The following is a 16,140-nucleotide window of genomic DNA, read 5'->3' on the forward strand; positions in this document are numbered from 1 at the left end:
GATTCAGGCTTGCTGGCGCCAGGCGTGGCTGTCCAGCGCGTCGATAAAGCGCGCAGCGGGCCAGTCCTGCGCCAGCGCTTCGTGCATGATCTGCTGCTGCGTGGGCGGCGCCATGCCGGCGATGGGCTGGTCGCGATCAAGGTTGCAGGGGAAGGCATAGCCTTCGGCGCAGGCGGCAATCGCGTGGCTGATGCCAATGTCATCCAGGACTCCCTGCGCGCGCAGCGCCTGCAGGGCCGGATACAGTGCGGCGCTCATGGCGCGGCGGTCCAGCGCTTCCATGGCGCGCCCGAACGGCGACGACACTTGCAGCAGGTTGGCCATGCGGCGGATGTCGGGCGAGCGGTTATGCCCGGCCGCGTGGAACAGGGCGGGGTTGAAGAACACGGCATCGCCTTTGGACAGGGGCAGCTGCACGCAATGCCGGGCGAAATAGTCGCGGAACGGCTGCTGCTGCCAGGCGAGAAAGCCGGCCCGGTAGCGCTGCGACCCGGGCAGGTACAGGGTGGGGCCCGATACCAGCGGCATGTCGCAATGGGCGACGGCGCCCTGCAAGGTCAAGAGAGCCGACATCTGGTGCACGGGCGCGGGATAGGCGGCGCAGCTGGCCGCGCTCTGGAAGCCCAGGTGATAGTCGCGGTGCGGCGCCTGGGCCGCTCCGCCCGGGTTGACGACGTTCACTTGCGCCGTCATCTGGTAGGCGGGACCGAGCCAGGCCTCGGCGATCCACGCGAAGACGGGGTTGGCGTAATAGCGCGCGAATGCCTCGGGTGCCCGCAGACACAGTTTTTGCTGGGCGTTCCAGATGCGGTCATTCGCGCCAGCCTTGGCGAAATGGTCGCCGGCCGCCTGGCCGCTCGCATGCTGTTCGGCGATCAGCGCGCGAAACACGCCGCTGACCTGTTCCAGCGTGTCCATGTCGGCGACGGCGCGTTGCAGCACGATGACGCCCGGACCATCCATCAGCGCCCGGCCCCATTCGGCCTGCAGCGCGCGCAGCGACACCGCACTGGCGGCCAGCACGCGCACCCGGTCGCAGTCGTAGACGAGAATGTTTTCTTTCACCGCGGCGGCGTGGGGATAGTCGGCCAGCGCCGTGCATAGGCTGACGGTGGCGATGAAATCCTGCAGGTCGCAGTTTTCTGATGCCAGCCAGAAGGGGCTGGGCGGCGCTGCGGCGGCGTCTGTGGTGGGCATGCGGTGTCTCCGTTGTTTAAGTTGTAGAATCAGTATAGGGATGAAAATGCGCATTTTTCATCAAGAAATCCATCAAAAAACCATCAATCTGAATCGGATATGGCATGACGCATCCTTTCCCCGTCAAGGTCGTGGCGCTGCAGGCCGGCGTCAGCGTGGCCACGGTCGACCGCGTGATCAAGCAGCGCGGGGGCGTACATGCGAATACCGTGCGCCGCGTGATGCAGGCGCTCGATGAACTGGCGCGGCAAAGCACGCAGGTGGGCCTGGCCGGCAGAAAATTCATGCTCGATGTGCTGATGGTGGCGCCGCGCCGCTTCACGGACGCCGTGCGGGCCGCGCTGGAGGTCGAATTGCCGTCGCTGCATCCGGCCGTGCTGCGTTCGCGCTTTCACCTGCATGAAACCCTGGAGGTGGACGGCATCGTCGACCTGCTGGAGCGCATCCGCAAGAACGGCAGCCACGGCGTGCTGCTGAAAGCACCGGACTTGCCAGCGGTGGCGGAAGCGGTGAACCGGCTGGCGGCGGCCGGCATCCCCGTCGTGACCCTGGTGACGGACTTGCCAGGCTCCGCGCGCCGCAGCTACGTGGGCATGGATAACCGCGCGGCGGGCGAGACGGCCGCCTGCCTGGTCGGCCAGTGGCTGGGCGCGGGCAGGCGTCCAAGGAAACAGCAGGTGCTGGTAACCTTGAGCAGCAACCGTTTTCATGGCGAGGAAGAGCGCGAGATCGGCTTTCGCCGCGCGCTGCGCGAACGTCACCGCCATTTATCCATCGTCGAAGTGAGCGAGGGCCACGGCATCGACGGGGCCACGGGGGCGCTGGTGCGTCTAGCCCTGGCAGATCATCCGGGCATCGCCGCCGTCTATTCGATCGGCGGCGGCAATGCCGCCATCGTGCAGGCCTTTGCGCGAGCGGGCCGACCCTGCCAGGTCTTCATCGGTCATGATCTCGACGCGGACAACGTGGCGCTGCTCAAGTCGGGCGCCATCCAGGCCGTGCTGCACCACGACCTGGGCCAGGACATGCGCCGTGCATGCCAGGAAATCCTGCGGGCACAGGGCGCGCTGCCGGCCCTGGCGCAATCGCCGTCACTGTCCGCCATCCAGATCGTCACGCCGTGGAACCTGCCCGTCCTGAACGGGGTGAATTGACAGGCCTGCGAGGCTGGCCGATACTCGCCGCTTCGCTCATCGCTCACCTTTGAAGGAATCCCCCGATGTCCGTCACTCCGCAATTGTGCAAGACCGTGCTCGCCGCCGCGCTTGCAGCCGCGCTGGCCATGCCCGCCATGGCGGCCGACCCCGCCGTTTCCGCAGCGGCTTCCGCGTCGTCCGCCTGGGTCGAGGCCAGCAACCGCAACGCGGCCATCGTGCTGGCGGCGCAGGCGCAGTTCTCGCCCGAAGACGCGTCCGACAGGGGCCTGGCCCAGTACGACGGCATGGCCGCCGACCTGGGGCCGGACATCATCGGGCGCCAGGTCGCGGCCATGCGGAAGGCGCGCGCGCAGTTGCAGCAGAAGCTGGAACTGGAACGCGACGAACGCATACGCCAGGACCTGGAAATTCTGATCGGCGCCGTCGATCAGGAAATCGCCGGCACCGAGCTGGAAGCCAGATACACCCTGCCATGGGTCGATGTGCCGCAGATGGTCTTTGGCAGCATGCAAAGCCTGCTGCAGGAGCAGCGCCCGGCCGCGCGCCGCGCCAAGGCGCTTGAGCGCCTGCGGCGCTATGTGGGCCAGTTTCCGGGCAGCACGCCGATCACGCAGCAGGCGAAGGCGCGCTTCACGGAGAAAATCGGCACGCCTGGCCTGGCCGGTCCCGTGCGCCTGCAGGTGGCGCAGTCGCTGGAAAACGTGCCCACGTATATCGCCGGCATCCGCAAGCTGTTCGCCGACATGAAGATCGCAGGTGCCGAACCCGCGCTGGCCGCCATGGAGCAGCAGCTGAACGAATATGCGGCATGGGAAAAGCAGGTGGTGCTGCCATTGGCGCGCACGGATTTCCGCATGGCGCCCGAGCTGTACGCGTTTCGCCTGAAGCAGGTGGGCATCGACATCGAGCCGCGCGCGCTGGTGGAACGGGCGCAGGTGGCTTACCTGGAAACGCGCGCCGCCATGCAGGCGCTGGCGCCCGTGGTGGCGGCCAGGCTGGCCTTGAAGGGCGTCGACGGTAGCGACTACCGCCAGGTGCTGCGCGCGCTGAAGAGCGATTCCATCCCCAATGCGCAGCTCGAAGCGCACTACAAGGGCGTCAATACCCAGCTCGAGGAACGCATCGCCCGGCAGCGCGTGGTCGATATCCCTGCGCGCGCCATGACCATGCGCCTGGCGTCCGCCGCCGAATCGGCGGCCCAGCCGGCGCCGCATATGCGTCCGCCTCCGCTGATCGGCAATACGGGAGAGCACGGCCAGTTCGTCCTCCCCGTCAGCAATCCGGCCGCCAGCGGCAAGGGCGAAGCGTATGACGATTTCAATTTCGCGGGCGCGGCCTGGACCCTGAGCGCGCACGAGGGCCGTCCCGGCCACGAGCTGCAGTTCAGCGCCATGGTGGAGCGGGGCGTGTCGCAGGCGCGCAGCCTGTATGCGTTCAACAGCGTCAACGTGGAAGGCTGGGCGCTGTACGCGGAAGCGGAGATGATCCCGTACGAGCCGGCCGAGGGCCAGTTCATCGCGCTGCAGTTCCGCATGCTGCGCGCGGCGCGCGCCATGCTCGACCCGATGCTGAACCTGGGACAAGTCACGCGTGAAGAGGCGGGGCGCATCCTGACCGACGAAGTGATGCTGTCGAAACCGATGGCGCGCCAGGAGCTGGACCGCTACACCTTCAACATGCCGGGCCAGGCGGGCAGCTATTTCTACGGCTATACGCGCATCCTGCAGCTGCGCGCGGAAACGGAGCTGGCGCTGGGAGACCGATTCGACCGCCTGGCCTTCAACAACTTCCTGCTGGGACAGGGCTTGCTGCCGCCGGACTTGCTGGCCAAGGCCGTGCGCGAACACTTCATCCCCGGGCAGAGAAAAGCGAAGGGCTGACGGCGGGCGACTCGCACCGCATACCCTATACTGGCGTCCTTGAATTAATGACGTGAGCGTGGCTGCATGTGGCGTGGGATCGTATCTGGTTTGCTGGCCGGCGCCTTCTGGGGCGCCGTTTTCATTGTGCCCGTCTTGCTGCCGGACTTTTCTCCGGCCGAGCTGATGATGGGCCGCTACATCTGCTATGGCGCGCTGGCGGCGGGCCTGATGCTGCCGCGCCTCTTGCCCCTGCTGCGCCGGCTGCGGCGCGGCGATTGGCTGGCCATGCTGCGCCAGGCGCTGGCGGGCAATGTCGTGTATTACCTGCTGCTGGCGTATGGCGTCAAGCTGGCCGGCGTGGCGCCCACGTCGCTGATCATCGGTTTGCTGCCCCTGAGCGTGACGCTGTTCGGCCACAAGGACCACGGCGCGCCGCCCTTGCGCCGCCTGGCCTTGCCGCTGCTGGTGGTGGCCGCAGGCATCGCCTGCATCAATGTCGATATCTTCAGCCAGGCAGGCGGCGCGGGCGCGGATGGCGCCAGCCTGGCGCACAAGCTGGCCGGCGTGTTGTGCGCCATCGGCGCGCTCGCGTGCTGGACCTGGTATGCGCTCGACAATGCCCGTTTCCTCAAGCGCCATGCGCATGTCAGCGCCGCGGAGTGGGCCATGCTGTATGGCCTGGCCAGCGGCGTCATCGCGCTGGTCGTGGGCGCCGTGATGCTGGCGCTGCAGCCCACGGGTATCGCCGATGGCGGTCCGGCGCGCGACTGGCCCCGCTTCTGGTTTGTGTGCCTGCTGCTGGCGCTGGGCGCTTCCGTGATCGGCAACTACCTGTGGAACCTGGCGTCGCGCCGGGTGCCCGTCACCCTGTCGGGCCAGCTGATCCTGTCGGAGACCCTGTTCGCGCTGCTGTACGGCTTCGTCTACGCGCAGCGCATGCCGCGCCCGCTGGAGTGGGCAGCCATGCTCTTGCTGACGGCGGGCGTGCTGTGGTCCGTGCAGCGGCATGCGCACGAGGAGGTAGAGGGGCGGGCAGAGGGGCGGGGAGACGGGCGTGGGGCAGGGCGGACGTAGCGAAAAATACATCGTTGTCAGTCCGCCGTTTGCCCTGGGCCGGCCGTATAATGACGCTCATTTGCCGGTCACCCAGGGAGTTCCGCTTGCAGCTACCGATCCGTTATCCGAACATGCCGCAACTGCTGCTGAAGGCGCGCGACAGCCTGCTCCAGCATTTCCGCCCCATCCTCAATCACTTCGGCGTGACGGAGCAGCAGTGGCGCATCATGCGTGCACTGAACGAAAGCCCCACCCTGGAACCGCGCGAACTGTGCGAAATCTGCCAGATTTCCAGTCCCAGCATGAGCGGCATCCTGGCGCGCATGGAAGAGATCGGCCTGATTGGACGCAGCAAGTTCGAAGGCGACCAGCGCCGCCGCAAGGTGCATCTGTCGGAAGCGGGCGCCAGCCTGCTGCTGCAGATGGGTAAGCTGATCGACCTGCAATACGCGCACCTGGAAGAAGCGTACGGCAAGCAGGTATTCGAAGACATGCGCCGCGCGCTGGAAGCCTTCATTGCCCTAGAAACCCTGCCGGTCGCGCCCGCCATCCTGCGCTGAACCCCGAACTTCTCCTTGCCTGAGCATCATCGGGCGCGTGTTTTTCGACACGCGCCGCCGCTGCTTTTCCCATGCCTGTTCCGCGCATTGCCGCACCTTGCCGGGCGCGCGCCTGCGCGCCTTCCGGTTTTGCTATAAGACTCATCAATGTTTTGCTATAAGACTATGCCTTACAGTCAATCACTTACATATGAGTAAATAAGCGTATAATTTGCCGCACTTGATCCAGATCAAGAAGAGCAGCGGATGCCCCATTGTTGATGGGGCGGCAACGGGGCGCCACGCCCGTATTTCGCCAGATAAAACAGGAAAGTCAGGAAAAAAATGAACCATACATGCATGCGCGCTGCGGCGCTGGCCATCTCCACGCTCATCGGCGCAAACGTTTGCGCCCAAAGCAATGTCACCATCTATGGCGTGGTCGACGCGGCCACCGCGTACGCGAGCAACCAGGGCGGCAAGTCGAATACCTATATGCGCAGCGGTAACTTGTCCGCCAGCAAGATCGGTTTCCAGGGCGTGGAAGACCTGGGCGGCGACCTGAAGGCGCTGTTCCTGCTGGAGAACGGCTTTGAAAGCGATACGGGTGCGCAAAGTTCGGCCAGCGCCCTGTTCAACCGCCAGGCTTACGTGGGCCTGCAATCGCACGCCTACGGCAGCCTGACGGCCGGGCGCCAGTACACGCCGTACTACCTGCTCGTGGGTTCCCTGGCGTCGAGCAACGTCTTGACGGGCGCCACCGGCGCACACCCGGGCGATATCGACGGCCTCGATACGACCGTGCGCATCAGCAATTCCGTCACCTACAGCATGCCAGCGTGGCGCGGCTTGCAGGCCAGCGCGCAATACGGCTTCGGCGAAGTGGCCGACGGCAATGCCGTGGGCAGCAGCTTCAGCGCCGCCGTCAAGTACAGCACCTCGCCGGCGGAATTTGCGCTTGGCTACCTGAAACTGAAAAATGGCCAAAACGGTACTGGCTGGAGCGACAAGGCCTCGGCCAGCTTTGGCATCTCCGCCATCAACCAGGGCTACGCCTCGGCCGACAGCATCGAATTCATCGCCGCCAGCGCCCGCTACACGATGGGCAAGTGGATGGTGGGCGCCAACGCCAGCAACGTGCAATACCAGGCGGGCAGCCATTCCACGTTCCGCGACACGGCCATCTTCAACACGGCCGGCCTGATCGCCAGCTACCAGTGGACGCCGCAGTGGTTCCTGAGCGCCGGCTACAGCGACACCTACGCCAGCCGCGCCAACGGCGTGTCGGACCGCGCGCGCTACCGCCAGCTGTCGTTCGAACAGAATTACGCGCTGTCCAAGCGCACGGCGATCTACCTGATCGAAGCGCGCCAGCTGGCGCGCGGCCAGACCCTGGGCCAGAACGGCGCCATCGTCGACGCCGTCGCCTCGGTCGGCGATTCGCAAAACGGCACGCCGTCGTCGAACGGCGGCCAGACGGTGGTGATGGTCGGTCTCAAGCATTCTTTCTGAACGGTTGCTGAACTCACGGGAGCTTCAATTGGACGCTACACACAACAAGGAGGGCCGCGGCCCCCTGAATCCCGGCCGCCGCATGGTGCTGGCCGGCTTGCTGTCGGCTTCGGCCGCGGCGCTGATTCCCTGGGCGCTGGCCGAACCGGTCGCCAGTGCGGAGCAGGGCGCCTTCCTCGGCGTGTCGGCCATGCTGGTGGGGCGCCAGGTGCTCGATCCCGTGCTGGCTAAACGCCTGTATGAGGCGCTGGTGGCGCAGGACGCTGCCTTCCCCGCGAATGTGCGCGCGCTGCTGGCCCTGATCAATGCGCAGGGCTTGCAGGCGGCCGGCCTGCAGGAAGCGCTCGATGCGCTCGACCCGGCACTGTCGCCGCTGGCGGCCCTGCCGCGCCAGATCGCCAGCGCCTGGTACCTGGGCATCGTCGGCACGGGCGAGGCGGCCGTCTGCGTTGCCTACGAGCAGGCGCTGAACGCGGCCGTCGTGGCCGACGTCCTCAAGCCTCCCACGTATTCCTACGGCGCCTACGGCAGCTGGGCCAGAAAACCCATTTAAGGAGCCATCATGGCTGAAGCACTCTCCGCCGATTACCTCGTGATCGGCTCCGGCATCATCGGTTCGCTGGCCGCGCGCAAACTGGCGCTGGCCGGCGCCTCGGTGCTGATCCTCGAAGCGGGCCCGCGCGTGTCGCGCGGCGAAATCGTCGCCCGTTTCCGCAACACGACGCGCCGCAGCGACTGGATGTCGCCGTATCCGTCCGTCGCCACGGCGCCGCACCCGATCTACCAGCCGAAGGATAACGGCTACCTGGTGCAGGCGGGCCCGTATCCGTACCCGGCCGAATACATCCGCCAGTTCGGCGGCACCTCGTGGCACTGGGCCGCGCAGGCGTGGCGCAACGTGCCGAACGACTTCCGCATCCATACCCTGTACGGCGTGGGCGTCGACTGGCCCCTCAGCTACGAAGACCTGGAGCCGTTCTACCAGGAAGCGGAAGAGATCATGGGCGTCTCGGGTGCCGAGAACACGGGTTCGCCGCGCAAGCAGCCATTCCCGATGGATCCCGTGACGGAGCCGTACGCCATGCGCCGCATCCGCGAACGCCTCGATCCGTCGTTCAAGGTGGTGGGCAACACGGTGGCGCGCAACAGCGTCAGCTACGATGGCCGCCCGGCCTGCTGCGGCAACAACAGCTGCCAGCCGATCTGCCCCATCGACGCGCAATACCACGGCGGCATCGCCGCGCAGCAGGCGGAAGACGCGGGCGTGAAGATCGTCTGCAACGCCAATGTCTACAAGCTGGAACACGATGCGCAGGGCCGCATCACGGCCGCCCTGTACTACGACGTGGATAAAAAAAGTCACCGGGTCACGGCCAGGACCTTCATCCTGGCCGCCAACGGCATCGAAAGCCCCCGCTTGCTGCTCGTTTCCGCCACGGACAAGTACCCGAACGGCCTGGCCAACAGCAGCGACATGGTGGGCCGCAACCTGATGGACCACCCGAGCACCTCGATCACCTTCGACGCCGATGAAGACCTGTGGCTGGGCCGGGGCCCGCAAAGTCCCAATTCCATCAACACCATGCGCGACGGCGACTTCCGCAGCGAACATTCGCCATACCGCCTCGATTTCACGAACATTTCGCGCGTCGATGGCGCGACCAGGGAGTTGATCGGCAAGGGCGTGTTTGGCGCGGAATTCGAACAGCAGCTGCGTTTCCGCTCGGCGCGCGAAATGAGCCTGAAAAACGTGCTGGAAGTGCTGCCGAACCCGGAAAACCGCATCGCCCTCAGCAGCGAGAAGGATGCCATGGGCATCCCCAAGCCGCAGGCGCATTATGCGATCGACGACTACACGAAACGGGGCCACGAGCGCTCGAAGCAGGATTTCGAGCAGATCGCCAAACTGATGGGCGGCACCAATCTGCGCCACAGCAAGGAAGGCGTGTTCGCCAACAACCAGCACATCTGCGGCACCCTGTCGATGGGTTCCGATCCGGCCAAGGCCGTGTGCGACCAGTGGGGCCGCACGTTTGATCATGCCAACCTGTTCCTGTGCAGCACCGGCGTGCTGCCCACGTCCGGCACCTGCAATTCGACGGAAAACGGCCTGGCCGTGGCACTGCGCACCGTCAAGCATATCCTCGACGAACAACAGGGAGGAACAGCATGATGGCGACCTTCAGAACGGCGGCCGGCGCCGCCTTGCTGGCACTGGCCTTGCCCGTGCTGGCGGCGAACGCCCCTGGCGCCGACGTGCAGGCCATCGAACGTGGCCGCTACCTGGCGACGGCGGGCGACTGCATCGCCTGCCACAGCGTCCCTGGCGGCAAGCCGATGGCGGGCGGCCTGTCCCTGGCCACGCCGCTAGGGGCCATCGTCGCCACCAACATCACGCCATCGACAACGCACGGCATCGGCAACTACACGCTCAAGCAGTTTTCCGACGCCGTGCGCCATGGCGTGCGGGCCGACGGCGCGCACCTGTACCCGGCCATGCCCTACACGGCCTACGCCAGGGTGACGGATGACGACACGGCCGCCCTGTACGCCTACTTCATGCATGGCGTGGCGGCGGTGGACACGGCGCCAGCGCAAAAGACGGACTTGCCGTTCCCGTTCAACATCCGCCTGTCGCTGGCGGGCTGGAATTGGCTCTTCCTCGACAAGAAGCCGTTCGTGGCCGATCCAGCCAAGAGCATGGAGTGGAACCGTGGCGCCTACCTGGCGCAAGGGCTGGCCCACTGCAGCACCTGCCACACGCCGCGCAACGCGCTGATGGCCGAGCAGCTGTCGAAGGAGCTGGGGGGCTTTGATCTGGGTACCTGGTTTGCGCCGAACATCACCTCGGACGCCAACAGCGGCATCGGCAGCTGGAGCCAGCAAGACCTGGTCGACTACCTGCGCACGGGCCGCGCCGCGCACCGGGGGCAGGCAGCCGGACCGATGGCCGAAGCCATCGACCATAGCCTGAAGCACCTGAGCGACGCGGACCTGAGCGCCATCGCGCACTACATCAAGAGCGTGCCCGCCATCCGCGACAAGGCGGATACGAAACCGGTGACGCAATGGGGCCAGGCGGGCGACGAGCTCAATGCGATCCGCGGCGTGGCGCTGCCGCAAAACCTGAACAGGATGTCGGGTGCGCAGCTGTACGATGCACAGTGCGCCAGCTGCCACCAGGCGAAGGGCGAGGGCAGTTTCGACGGCAGCTTGCCGCCCTTGTTCCACAACTCGGTGACGGGCCGCAGCAACAGCAACAATCTGGTGATGGCGATCCTCGATGGTGTGGAGCGGCAGGATGGCAAGGGTAATCATATTGCGGGACACCTGATGCCAGCCTTCCGCCAGACCCTGTCGGATGAGCAGATCGTCACCCTCGGCAATTACGTGCAAAAGATGTACGGCAATCCTGACGTGAAGGTGACGGCGGAGCAGGTGACGACCCTGCGCAACGGCGGTCCTGCCTCGAACCTGATCGGCCTGGCCCGCGCCGGCATCATCGTCGGCGTGCTGGTGCTGCTGGCCTTGCTGCTGTGGTGGCGGGGACGGCGTCGCAAGGAAACATCAGCAGCTTAAAAAATCACCCTGAAGCAAAGGCTGGGGTCAGACCCGACAGGGTCTGACCCCTTTTTCTTGCGCAGATTTTTTGCAACTCGTTTGCATATGTGGAACTTATGTACTATCATGAGTTACATGAGACGCGACAGCAAACTATCATCGATCCTCCATGTGCTGCTGCACATGGCCCACGCGGGACGCCCGATGACGTCCGAGGAACTCGCCGGGTGCCTGGACACCAACCCCGTGCTGGTGCGGCGCGTGATGGCCGGCTTGCGCGAGCGCGGCTACGTGGCCTCGGGCAAGGGGCATGGCGGCGGCTGGCGCATCGTCTGCGACCTGCACAGGGTGACCCTGCAAGACATCTACGTGGCCGTCGGTTCGCCCACCATCTTCGCCATGGGCAACCGCGTCGACCAGCCGGGCTGCCTGGTGGAGCAGGTGGTCAACCAGTCGCTGGCCGGCGCCTTCGATGAAGCCGAGGCGCTGCTGATCCGGCGCTTCGGCGCCGTCACCCTGGCCGACCTGGCCGAACGTTTCAGCCAACAATATGCCATCCACCGAGGAGCACCCCATGCACATCTTTGACGCCATCATCGTCGGCGGCAGCTACGCCGGCCTGTCCGCCGCCACGCAACTGGCGCGCGCCCGCCGCCGCGTGCTGGTGATCGACGGCGGCCAGCGCCGCAACCGCTACGCCAGCCATTCCCACGGTTTCCTGACCCAGGACGGCAGCGGGACGGCCGCCATCGCCGCCGAGGGCAAGGCGCAGCTGCTGGCGTATGCCACCGTGTCCTGGCTGGACGGCACGGCCGTGCAGGCGGCGGCCAGCCCCAATGGCGATGGCTTCGACGTGATCCTGGCGGACGGCAATGTCGTTCACGGCCGCCGCCTGGTGCTGGCCACCGGCGTGATCGACGAGCTGCCGCCCGTCGATGGCTTGTCCGAGCGCTGGGGCGCCAGCGTCTTTCACTGCCCCTATTGCCACGGCTATGAACTGGAGCAGGGCACCATCGGCGTGCTGGCCACGGGGCCCCTGTCGATGCACCATGCGCTGATGCTGCCCGACTGGGGCACGGTCACTTTTTTCCTGAATGGCGCGTTCGAACCCGATGCGGCGCAGCTGGCGCAACTCGAGGCGCGCGGCGTGACGGTGGTGCGCACGCCCGTGGCGCGGCTCGACGGCGTGGCCGACGTGGTCATGGCCGACGGCAGTCGCCATGCGATGGCCGGCCTGTTCGTGGCCACCCGCACCCGCCTGGCCAGTGCCCTGGCTGTGACGCTGGGCTGCGCGCTGGAAGAGGGCGCCATGGGTCCGTTCGTGCGCACCGACGAGCAAAAGGCCAGCAGCGTGCCCGGCGTCTTTTGCTGCGGTGACGCGGGCCGCATGGCCGGCAGCGTGGCGTTCGCGGTGGCCGACGGCGCCATGGCGGGCGTGGCGGCGCACCGTTCGCTGATGTTCGGGCTGGATCAGGCGGCAAAACCGCCGTCGATCTTCAGCCCGGCGCCCGTGACGAACGCCGCTTCGTCGCTGGCCAGGTAAGCCACCATGCCGGCGATTTCATCGGCCGTGCCGTGGCGGGGCAGGGCCATCAGGCCGTGCATCAGGTCGGCGAAGTCGCCCGTGGGCGGGTTCATGTCGGTCGCGACGGGGCCTGGTTCCACGTTGTTGATGGTGATGCCGCGCGGTCCCAGGTCGCGCGACAGGCCTTGCGTCAGGCCGCTCAGCGCCGATTTGCTCATGGCGTAGGCGGCCGCGCCGCCGAACGGCATGCGGTGCGCATTCGTGCTGCCGATATTGATGATGCGCCCGCCCGTCTGCATGTGCGCCACGGCCGCCTTGATGGCCACGAACACGGCGCGCACGTTGACGGCAATCGTCTTGTCGAAGTCGGCCAGCGAAAAATCATCGATGGCGCCGGGCAGGAATACGCCCGCGTTGTTGACGAGGATGTCGACACGCCCAAATTGCGCAGCCACCTGGTCGATGGCGGCCGTCAGGGCCGCGGCATCAGCCGCATCGGCCTGCACGCCCAGCGCCTTGCCGCCGGCCGCTTCCACCTTGGCCGCCAGCGCCTGCGCTTCGGCGGCCGAGCTTTGATAGGTGAAGACGACATGGGCGCCCTGGCTGGCCATGCGGCGCACGATGGCCGCGCCGATGCCGCGCGAGCCGCCCGTCACAAAGGCGATCTTGTTCAGCAGTGACTGGGTATGGTTGCTTTGGGTTTGCATGATGGGCTTTCTGTGTGAGGAGTCGAGGAATTCAGTATCTAGGTTTCATTCCTGGCGCGCTAGCCATGAATCGCTACAATCACTTTCAACTAAAACGATCAAGTGAGCGGGTAGAATAGGCGCATGGATGCCCTCAATCACTTGCAATCGTTTGTGCTGTCTGCCGAACTGGGCAGTTTTTCGGCGGCCGCGCGCCGCCTGGGGCTGACGCCGGCGGCCGTCAGCAAGAACGTGGCGCGGCTGGAAGCGAGCCTGGGACTGCGCCTGTTCCAGCGCAGCACGCGCCGCCTGACCCTGACGGAAGGGGGCGAACGCTTCCTGCAGCAGATAGCCGGCGCCCTGTCCACCTTGCGCGAGGCGATCGCCGGCGTGGCCGAAGAGGGCGGCCAGCCGGCCGGTATCCTGAAAATCAGCATGGCGCCGTCGTTCGGGCGCAGCTATGTGGTGCCCTTGCTGGGCGACTTCATCGCGCGCTACCCGGGCGTCATTCCCGACTGCCATTTCGACAACCGGCAAGTGGACTTGATCGGCGAGGGCTTTGATGTCGCCATCGGCGGCGGCATCGAGCTGACTCCCGGCGTGGTGGCGCGCGAACTGGGTCACGCCCTCGTCGTCGCCACGGCGTCGCCCGCCTTCATGCGGGGGAAACGCATGCCCGCCCATCCTTCGGATCTGGCGCAACTCGACGGCGTGGCGCGCCGCTCGGCCGGCAGCGGCAGATTGCGCAGCTGGATATTGCGCGATGGAGCGGGCGGCGAAGGCGTGGCCGAATGCCGGCCGCGCGCCATCTTCGACGATCCGGAAGCGATGGCGCAGGCAGCCCTCATGGGTGTCGGCGTGGCGCTGCTGCCCATGCCGCACGCGCTGGCCCACTTGCGCAGCGGCGCGTTGATCCGCCTGCTGCCCGGCTGGCATGCCGATTCCGGCCCCCTGTCCGTGTACTATGCGAGCAAGAAGCTGCTGCCCGCGAAGACGCGCGTCTTCGTCGATTTTTTGCTGGAGCAGTTCCGCCAGCGCGATTTCGCCGCGCAGATGCGGCCCGATTAAACAAAGAAAAATTCTCATGCCTGATAACTACAGTCTGTTTTACACCTTTGACGGCGATCAACCCTTGCATTTCCGCGAAGCGCGCGTTTTCGGTACGACCGTCTGGACGGCCGCCGGCGCGGCCATGACCTGGGGTGCGGAGACGCGCCAGGACTACGCCAGCGAAGCCGAGGCGCACGCCGCCTACGTAGCCCGTTGCCAGGCGGCGCTGGCCGACGGCTATATCTTGGCGCGCGCCATGGTCATCGACCCGGCCGTCTTCGATTTCGCGCTGCTGCAAACCCTGGTGGCGCAGGCCGCGCGCCTGGCTTTCGACTGCGTGCGCCGTGCGCATCCGGAGCAGCACATCGACGCGTTCGCGCTGGTGAGCGACGACAGCGCCATGACCATCGGTCCCATGGCGAACAGCCGCGAAGCGCTGGCCGCCTCGGAATACGGCGAAGAGATGCTGTGGAACCCGGCCGAATGGGCGTTTGACGAGGGCGGCGCCTACTTCGACAGCGCCTACCGCTTGCTGCTGCAGGTGCACCGTGGCTTGCCGTTCGACGTCGCATTCGCCACCTTCCGCACCGGCGTGTTCGACGCCTGCATCGCGGCGCTGGCGCAGCTTGACGCCGAAGGGGTATTCGGCACGGGCGCGCAGCGCAATCAAACCGTGCTGCTGTTCGAGGTCAGCGACAGCGAGCCGGTGGAAGGCGCGCTGGCGCGTTTGAATCCGCCGGCCGTGGTGGCGCGTTTCGAGGCGTGGATGGCCAGCTGGGCCGACTAGGTTCTACGCCGCCACCAGCCGCAACAGCGTAATCTCCGCCGGCGCGCCGATGCGCTTGGGCGGACCCCAGTATCCCGTGCCGCGGCTGACATAAATCCACAGGCAGCCTTGCCGGTGCAGGCCCGCCACGTAAGGCTGCTGCAGCGGCACGAACAGATTCCATGGCCAGAACTGGCCCCCGTGGGTGTGGCCCGACAATTGCAGGTCGTAGCCGGCCGCTTCCGCCTCGGGCGCGCTGCGCGGCTGGTGCGCCAGCAGGATGCGGGGGATATCGGCCGGTGCGCCGGCGATGGCGCCCTGCGGGTCGCTGCGTTGATCCGGATCGAAGGCGCCGGCATTGAAATCGGTGACGCCGGCCAGCGCCAGGCGCGCGCCGTCGTGCTCGAGCACCGTGTGCTCGTTCATCAGCACGCGCAAGCCCAGGCGGCGAAATTCCGCCACCCATGGCGCGGCGCCCGAATAGTATTCGTGGTTGCCCGTGACGAGAAAGACGCCGTGGCGCGCCCGAAGCTCGCCCAGCGGCGCCGTATGGCTGGCCAGTTGCGCCACCGTGCCGTCGACCACGTCGCCCGTGATGGCGATGACGTCCGCTTGCAGGCCGTTGGCGCGCGCGACGATGGCGTCCACGTAGGCGCGCTTGATGGTGGCGCCCACGTGGATGTCGCTCAGCTGCACGATGTTAAAACCTTGCAGGGCGGCCGGCAGGCCGGTAATCGGCACCGTCACTTCGCGCACGCGCGCCACACGGCGGGCGTTGATGAAACCAAGGACGGTGGCCAGCAGCGCCAGGGCGAGCGCCGCCACGGCGGACGCCTGGGCATGCGGGCGGGTGGCGGGAACCAGCATCAGCAGTTCGCGCAGCATGGTGAGCACGAATAGCGAAGAAAAAAAGCCCATGCACAGCGAGCCGGCCCAGCTCAAACGGTCGGCCAGGCGCGCATCGTTGGTGACGGCGCGGGCGAAGATGGTCATCGGCATCAGCATGGTCGAGGCCAGCAATACAACGCCGCCCAGCAGCCAGCCGGCCAGGCCGACGGGCAGCGCTGGCAGCAGCAGCCAGCCCAGCAGGGCGTGCAGGGCGCCCAGTATCATGGTGATGCGCAGCAGCGGCGTGCGGGTTTTCATGTGATCGTTCCAATGGTGGGGTGCCCGGCGCGGCGGATGCGATGCGGCGCCATCGCCGGCCGCCGATTATAGCCGACGCTTCG

At 66.5% G+C, this 16,140-nt stretch carries 15 protein-coding genes; 12 read left to right on the forward strand and 3 right to left on the reverse strand.

All coding sequences use genetic code 11. From position 1 onward, the window contains the following. Positions 1 to 3 precede the first annotated feature (3 nt). Positions 4 to 1,197 carry a phytanoyl-CoA dioxygenase family protein gene (locus tag IGS60_RS05220; protein WP_230502832.1) on the reverse strand — a complete coding sequence of 398 codons (1,194 nt, stop codon included), beginning with the start codon at positions 1,195 to 1,197 and terminating at the stop codon, positions 4 to 6. A 104-nt stretch (positions 1,198 to 1,301) separates the two neighbouring features. On the opposite strand from IGS60_RS05220, the gene IGS60_RS05225 reads away from it, so the two are divergent. The 10 genes from IGS60_RS05225 to IGS60_RS05270 all read left to right on the forward strand — a co-directional run bounded on the left by IGS60_RS05225 (position 1,302) and on the right by IGS60_RS05270 (position 12,427). After that, positions 1,302 to 2,351, forward strand: a complete 1,050-nt coding sequence (locus IGS60_RS05225) for a LacI family DNA-binding transcriptional regulator (protein ID WP_230502834.1) — start codon at positions 1,302 to 1,304, stop codon at positions 2,349 to 2,351. Between the two features lie 65 nt (positions 2,352 to 2,416). Continuing rightward, a complete protein-coding gene (locus tag IGS60_RS05230) occupies positions 2,417 to 4,234 on the forward strand; it encodes a DUF885 domain-containing protein (protein WP_230502836.1) in 1,818 nt (605 codons plus the stop codon). A 66-nt stretch (positions 4,235 to 4,300) separates the two neighbouring features. Further along, entirely contained in the window at positions 4,301 to 5,290 is a 990-nt protein-coding gene (locus tag IGS60_RS05235; protein ID WP_230502838.1) for a DMT family transporter, read from the forward strand. A gap of 86 nt (positions 5,291 to 5,376) precedes the next feature. Continuing rightward, the gene (hpaR, locus tag IGS60_RS05240; RefSeq protein WP_227741981.1) at positions 5,377 to 5,832 is read left to right on the forward strand and encodes a homoprotocatechuate degradation operon regulator HpaR; all 456 of its coding nucleotides are present in this window, start codon (positions 5,377 to 5,379) and stop codon (positions 5,830 to 5,832) included. Between the two features lie 324 nt (positions 5,833 to 6,156). Next, positions 6,157 to 7,323, forward strand: coding sequence for a porin (locus IGS60_RS05245; RefSeq protein ID WP_230502840.1), 1,167 nt, complete (start codon positions 6,157 to 6,159; stop codon positions 7,321 to 7,323). A gap of 28 nt (positions 7,324 to 7,351) precedes the next feature. Next, entirely contained in the window at positions 7,352 to 7,876 is a 525-nt protein-coding gene (locus IGS60_RS05250; RefSeq protein WP_230502843.1) for a sorbitol dehydrogenase family protein, read from the forward strand. A 9-nt stretch (positions 7,877 to 7,885) separates the two neighbouring features. After that, positions 7,886 to 9,496: a GMC family oxidoreductase gene (locus IGS60_RS05255; RefSeq protein ID WP_230502844.1), complete on the forward strand. Its 1,611-nt coding sequence runs from the start codon at positions 7,886 to 7,888 to the stop codon at positions 9,494 to 9,496. Beyond that, positions 9,493 to 10,902: a cytochrome c gene (locus IGS60_RS05260; protein WP_230502846.1), complete on the forward strand. Its 1,410-nt coding sequence runs from the start codon at positions 9,493 to 9,495 to the stop codon at positions 10,900 to 10,902. Before IGS60_RS05255 ends, IGS60_RS05260 begins: the two co-directional genes overlap by 4 nt. A 117-nt stretch (positions 10,903 to 11,019) precedes the next feature. Beyond that, positions 11,020 to 11,472 carry an Rrf2 family transcriptional regulator gene (locus IGS60_RS05265; protein WP_230502848.1) on the forward strand — a complete coding sequence of 151 codons (453 nt, stop codon included), beginning with the start codon at positions 11,020 to 11,022 and terminating at the stop codon, positions 11,470 to 11,472. Next, positions 11,459 to 12,427 carry an NAD(P)/FAD-dependent oxidoreductase gene (locus tag IGS60_RS05270; RefSeq protein ID WP_230502850.1) on the forward strand — a complete coding sequence of 323 codons (969 nt, stop codon included), beginning with the start codon at positions 11,459 to 11,461 and terminating at the stop codon, positions 12,425 to 12,427. The genes IGS60_RS05265 and IGS60_RS05270 overlap by 14 nt, the downstream gene beginning before the upstream one ends. Here the strand turns inward: IGS60_RS05270 and IGS60_RS05275 are convergent. Then, entirely contained in the window at positions 12,355 to 13,116 is a 762-nt protein-coding gene (locus IGS60_RS05275) for an SDR family oxidoreductase (protein WP_230502852.1), read from the reverse strand. The genes IGS60_RS05270 and IGS60_RS05275 overlap by 73 nt on opposite strands. A 123-nt stretch (positions 13,117 to 13,239) precedes the next feature. On the opposite strand from IGS60_RS05275, the gene IGS60_RS05280 reads away from it, so the two are divergent. Continuing rightward, positions 13,240 to 14,163, forward strand: coding sequence for a LysR family transcriptional regulator (locus IGS60_RS05280; RefSeq protein WP_230502854.1), 924 nt, complete (start codon positions 13,240 to 13,242; stop codon positions 14,161 to 14,163). Positions 14,164 to 14,179: 16 nt separating this feature from the next. Further along, positions 14,180 to 14,932 carry a DUF4303 domain-containing protein gene (locus IGS60_RS05285; RefSeq protein ID WP_230502856.1) on the forward strand — a complete coding sequence of 251 codons (753 nt, stop codon included), beginning with the start codon at positions 14,180 to 14,182 and terminating at the stop codon, positions 14,930 to 14,932. A 3-nt stretch (positions 14,933 to 14,935) separates the two neighbouring features. On the opposite strand, the gene IGS60_RS05290 is transcribed toward IGS60_RS05285, so the two are convergent. After that, positions 14,936 to 16,057 (reverse strand): metallophosphoesterase, encoded by a 1,122-nt coding sequence (locus tag IGS60_RS05290; protein WP_230502858.1) that lies wholly within the window; start codon positions 16,055 to 16,057, stop codon positions 14,936 to 14,938. Between the last annotated feature and the right edge of the window lie 83 nt (positions 16,058 to 16,140).

The sequence above is a fragment of the Janthinobacterium sp. FW305-128 genome, assembly GCF_020858135.1.
Lineage (GTDB): Bacteria > Pseudomonadota > Gammaproteobacteria > Burkholderiales > Burkholderiaceae_D > Janthinobacterium.

Coding starts and splice junctions, on each gene's coding strand:
- IGS60_RS05230 (WP_230502836.1), top strand. CDS start 2,417: ATGTCCGTCACTCCGCAATTGTGCAAGACCGTGCTCGCCGCCGCGCTT.
- IGS60_RS05265 (WP_230502848.1), top strand. CDS start 11,020: ATGAGACGCGACAGCAAACTATCATCGATCCTCCATGTGCTGCTGCAC.
- IGS60_RS05220 (WP_230502832.1), bottom strand. CDS start 1,197: ATGCCCACCACAGACGCCGCCGCAGCGCCGCCCAGCCCCTTCTGGCTG.
- IGS60_RS05245 (WP_230502840.1), top strand. CDS start 6,157: ATGAACCATACATGCATGCGCGCTGCGGCGCTGGCCATCTCCACGCTC.
- IGS60_RS05285 (WP_230502856.1), top strand. CDS start 14,180: ATGCCTGATAACTACAGTCTGTTTTACACCTTTGACGGCGATCAACCC.
- IGS60_RS05235 (WP_230502838.1), top strand. CDS start 4,301: ATGTGGCGTGGGATCGTATCTGGTTTGCTGGCCGGCGCCTTCTGGGGC.
- IGS60_RS05260 (WP_230502846.1), top strand. CDS start 9,493: ATGATGGCGACCTTCAGAACGGCGGCCGGCGCCGCCTTGCTGGCACTG.
- IGS60_RS05275 (WP_230502852.1), bottom strand. CDS start 13,116: ATGCAAACCCAAAGCAACCATACCCAGTCACTGCTGAACAAGATCGCC.
- IGS60_RS05290 (WP_230502858.1), bottom strand. CDS start 16,057: ATGAAAACCCGCACGCCGCTGCTGCGCATCACCATGATACTGGGCGCC.
- IGS60_RS05255 (WP_230502844.1), top strand. CDS start 7,886: ATGGCTGAAGCACTCTCCGCCGATTACCTCGTGATCGGCTCCGGCATC.
- IGS60_RS05280 (WP_230502854.1), top strand. CDS start 13,240: ATGGATGCCCTCAATCACTTGCAATCGTTTGTGCTGTCTGCCGAACTG.
- IGS60_RS05225 (WP_230502834.1), top strand. CDS start 1,302: ATGACGCATCCTTTCCCCGTCAAGGTCGTGGCGCTGCAGGCCGGCGTC.
- IGS60_RS05270 (WP_230502850.1), top strand. CDS start 11,459: ATGCACATCTTTGACGCCATCATCGTCGGCGGCAGCTACGCCGGCCTG.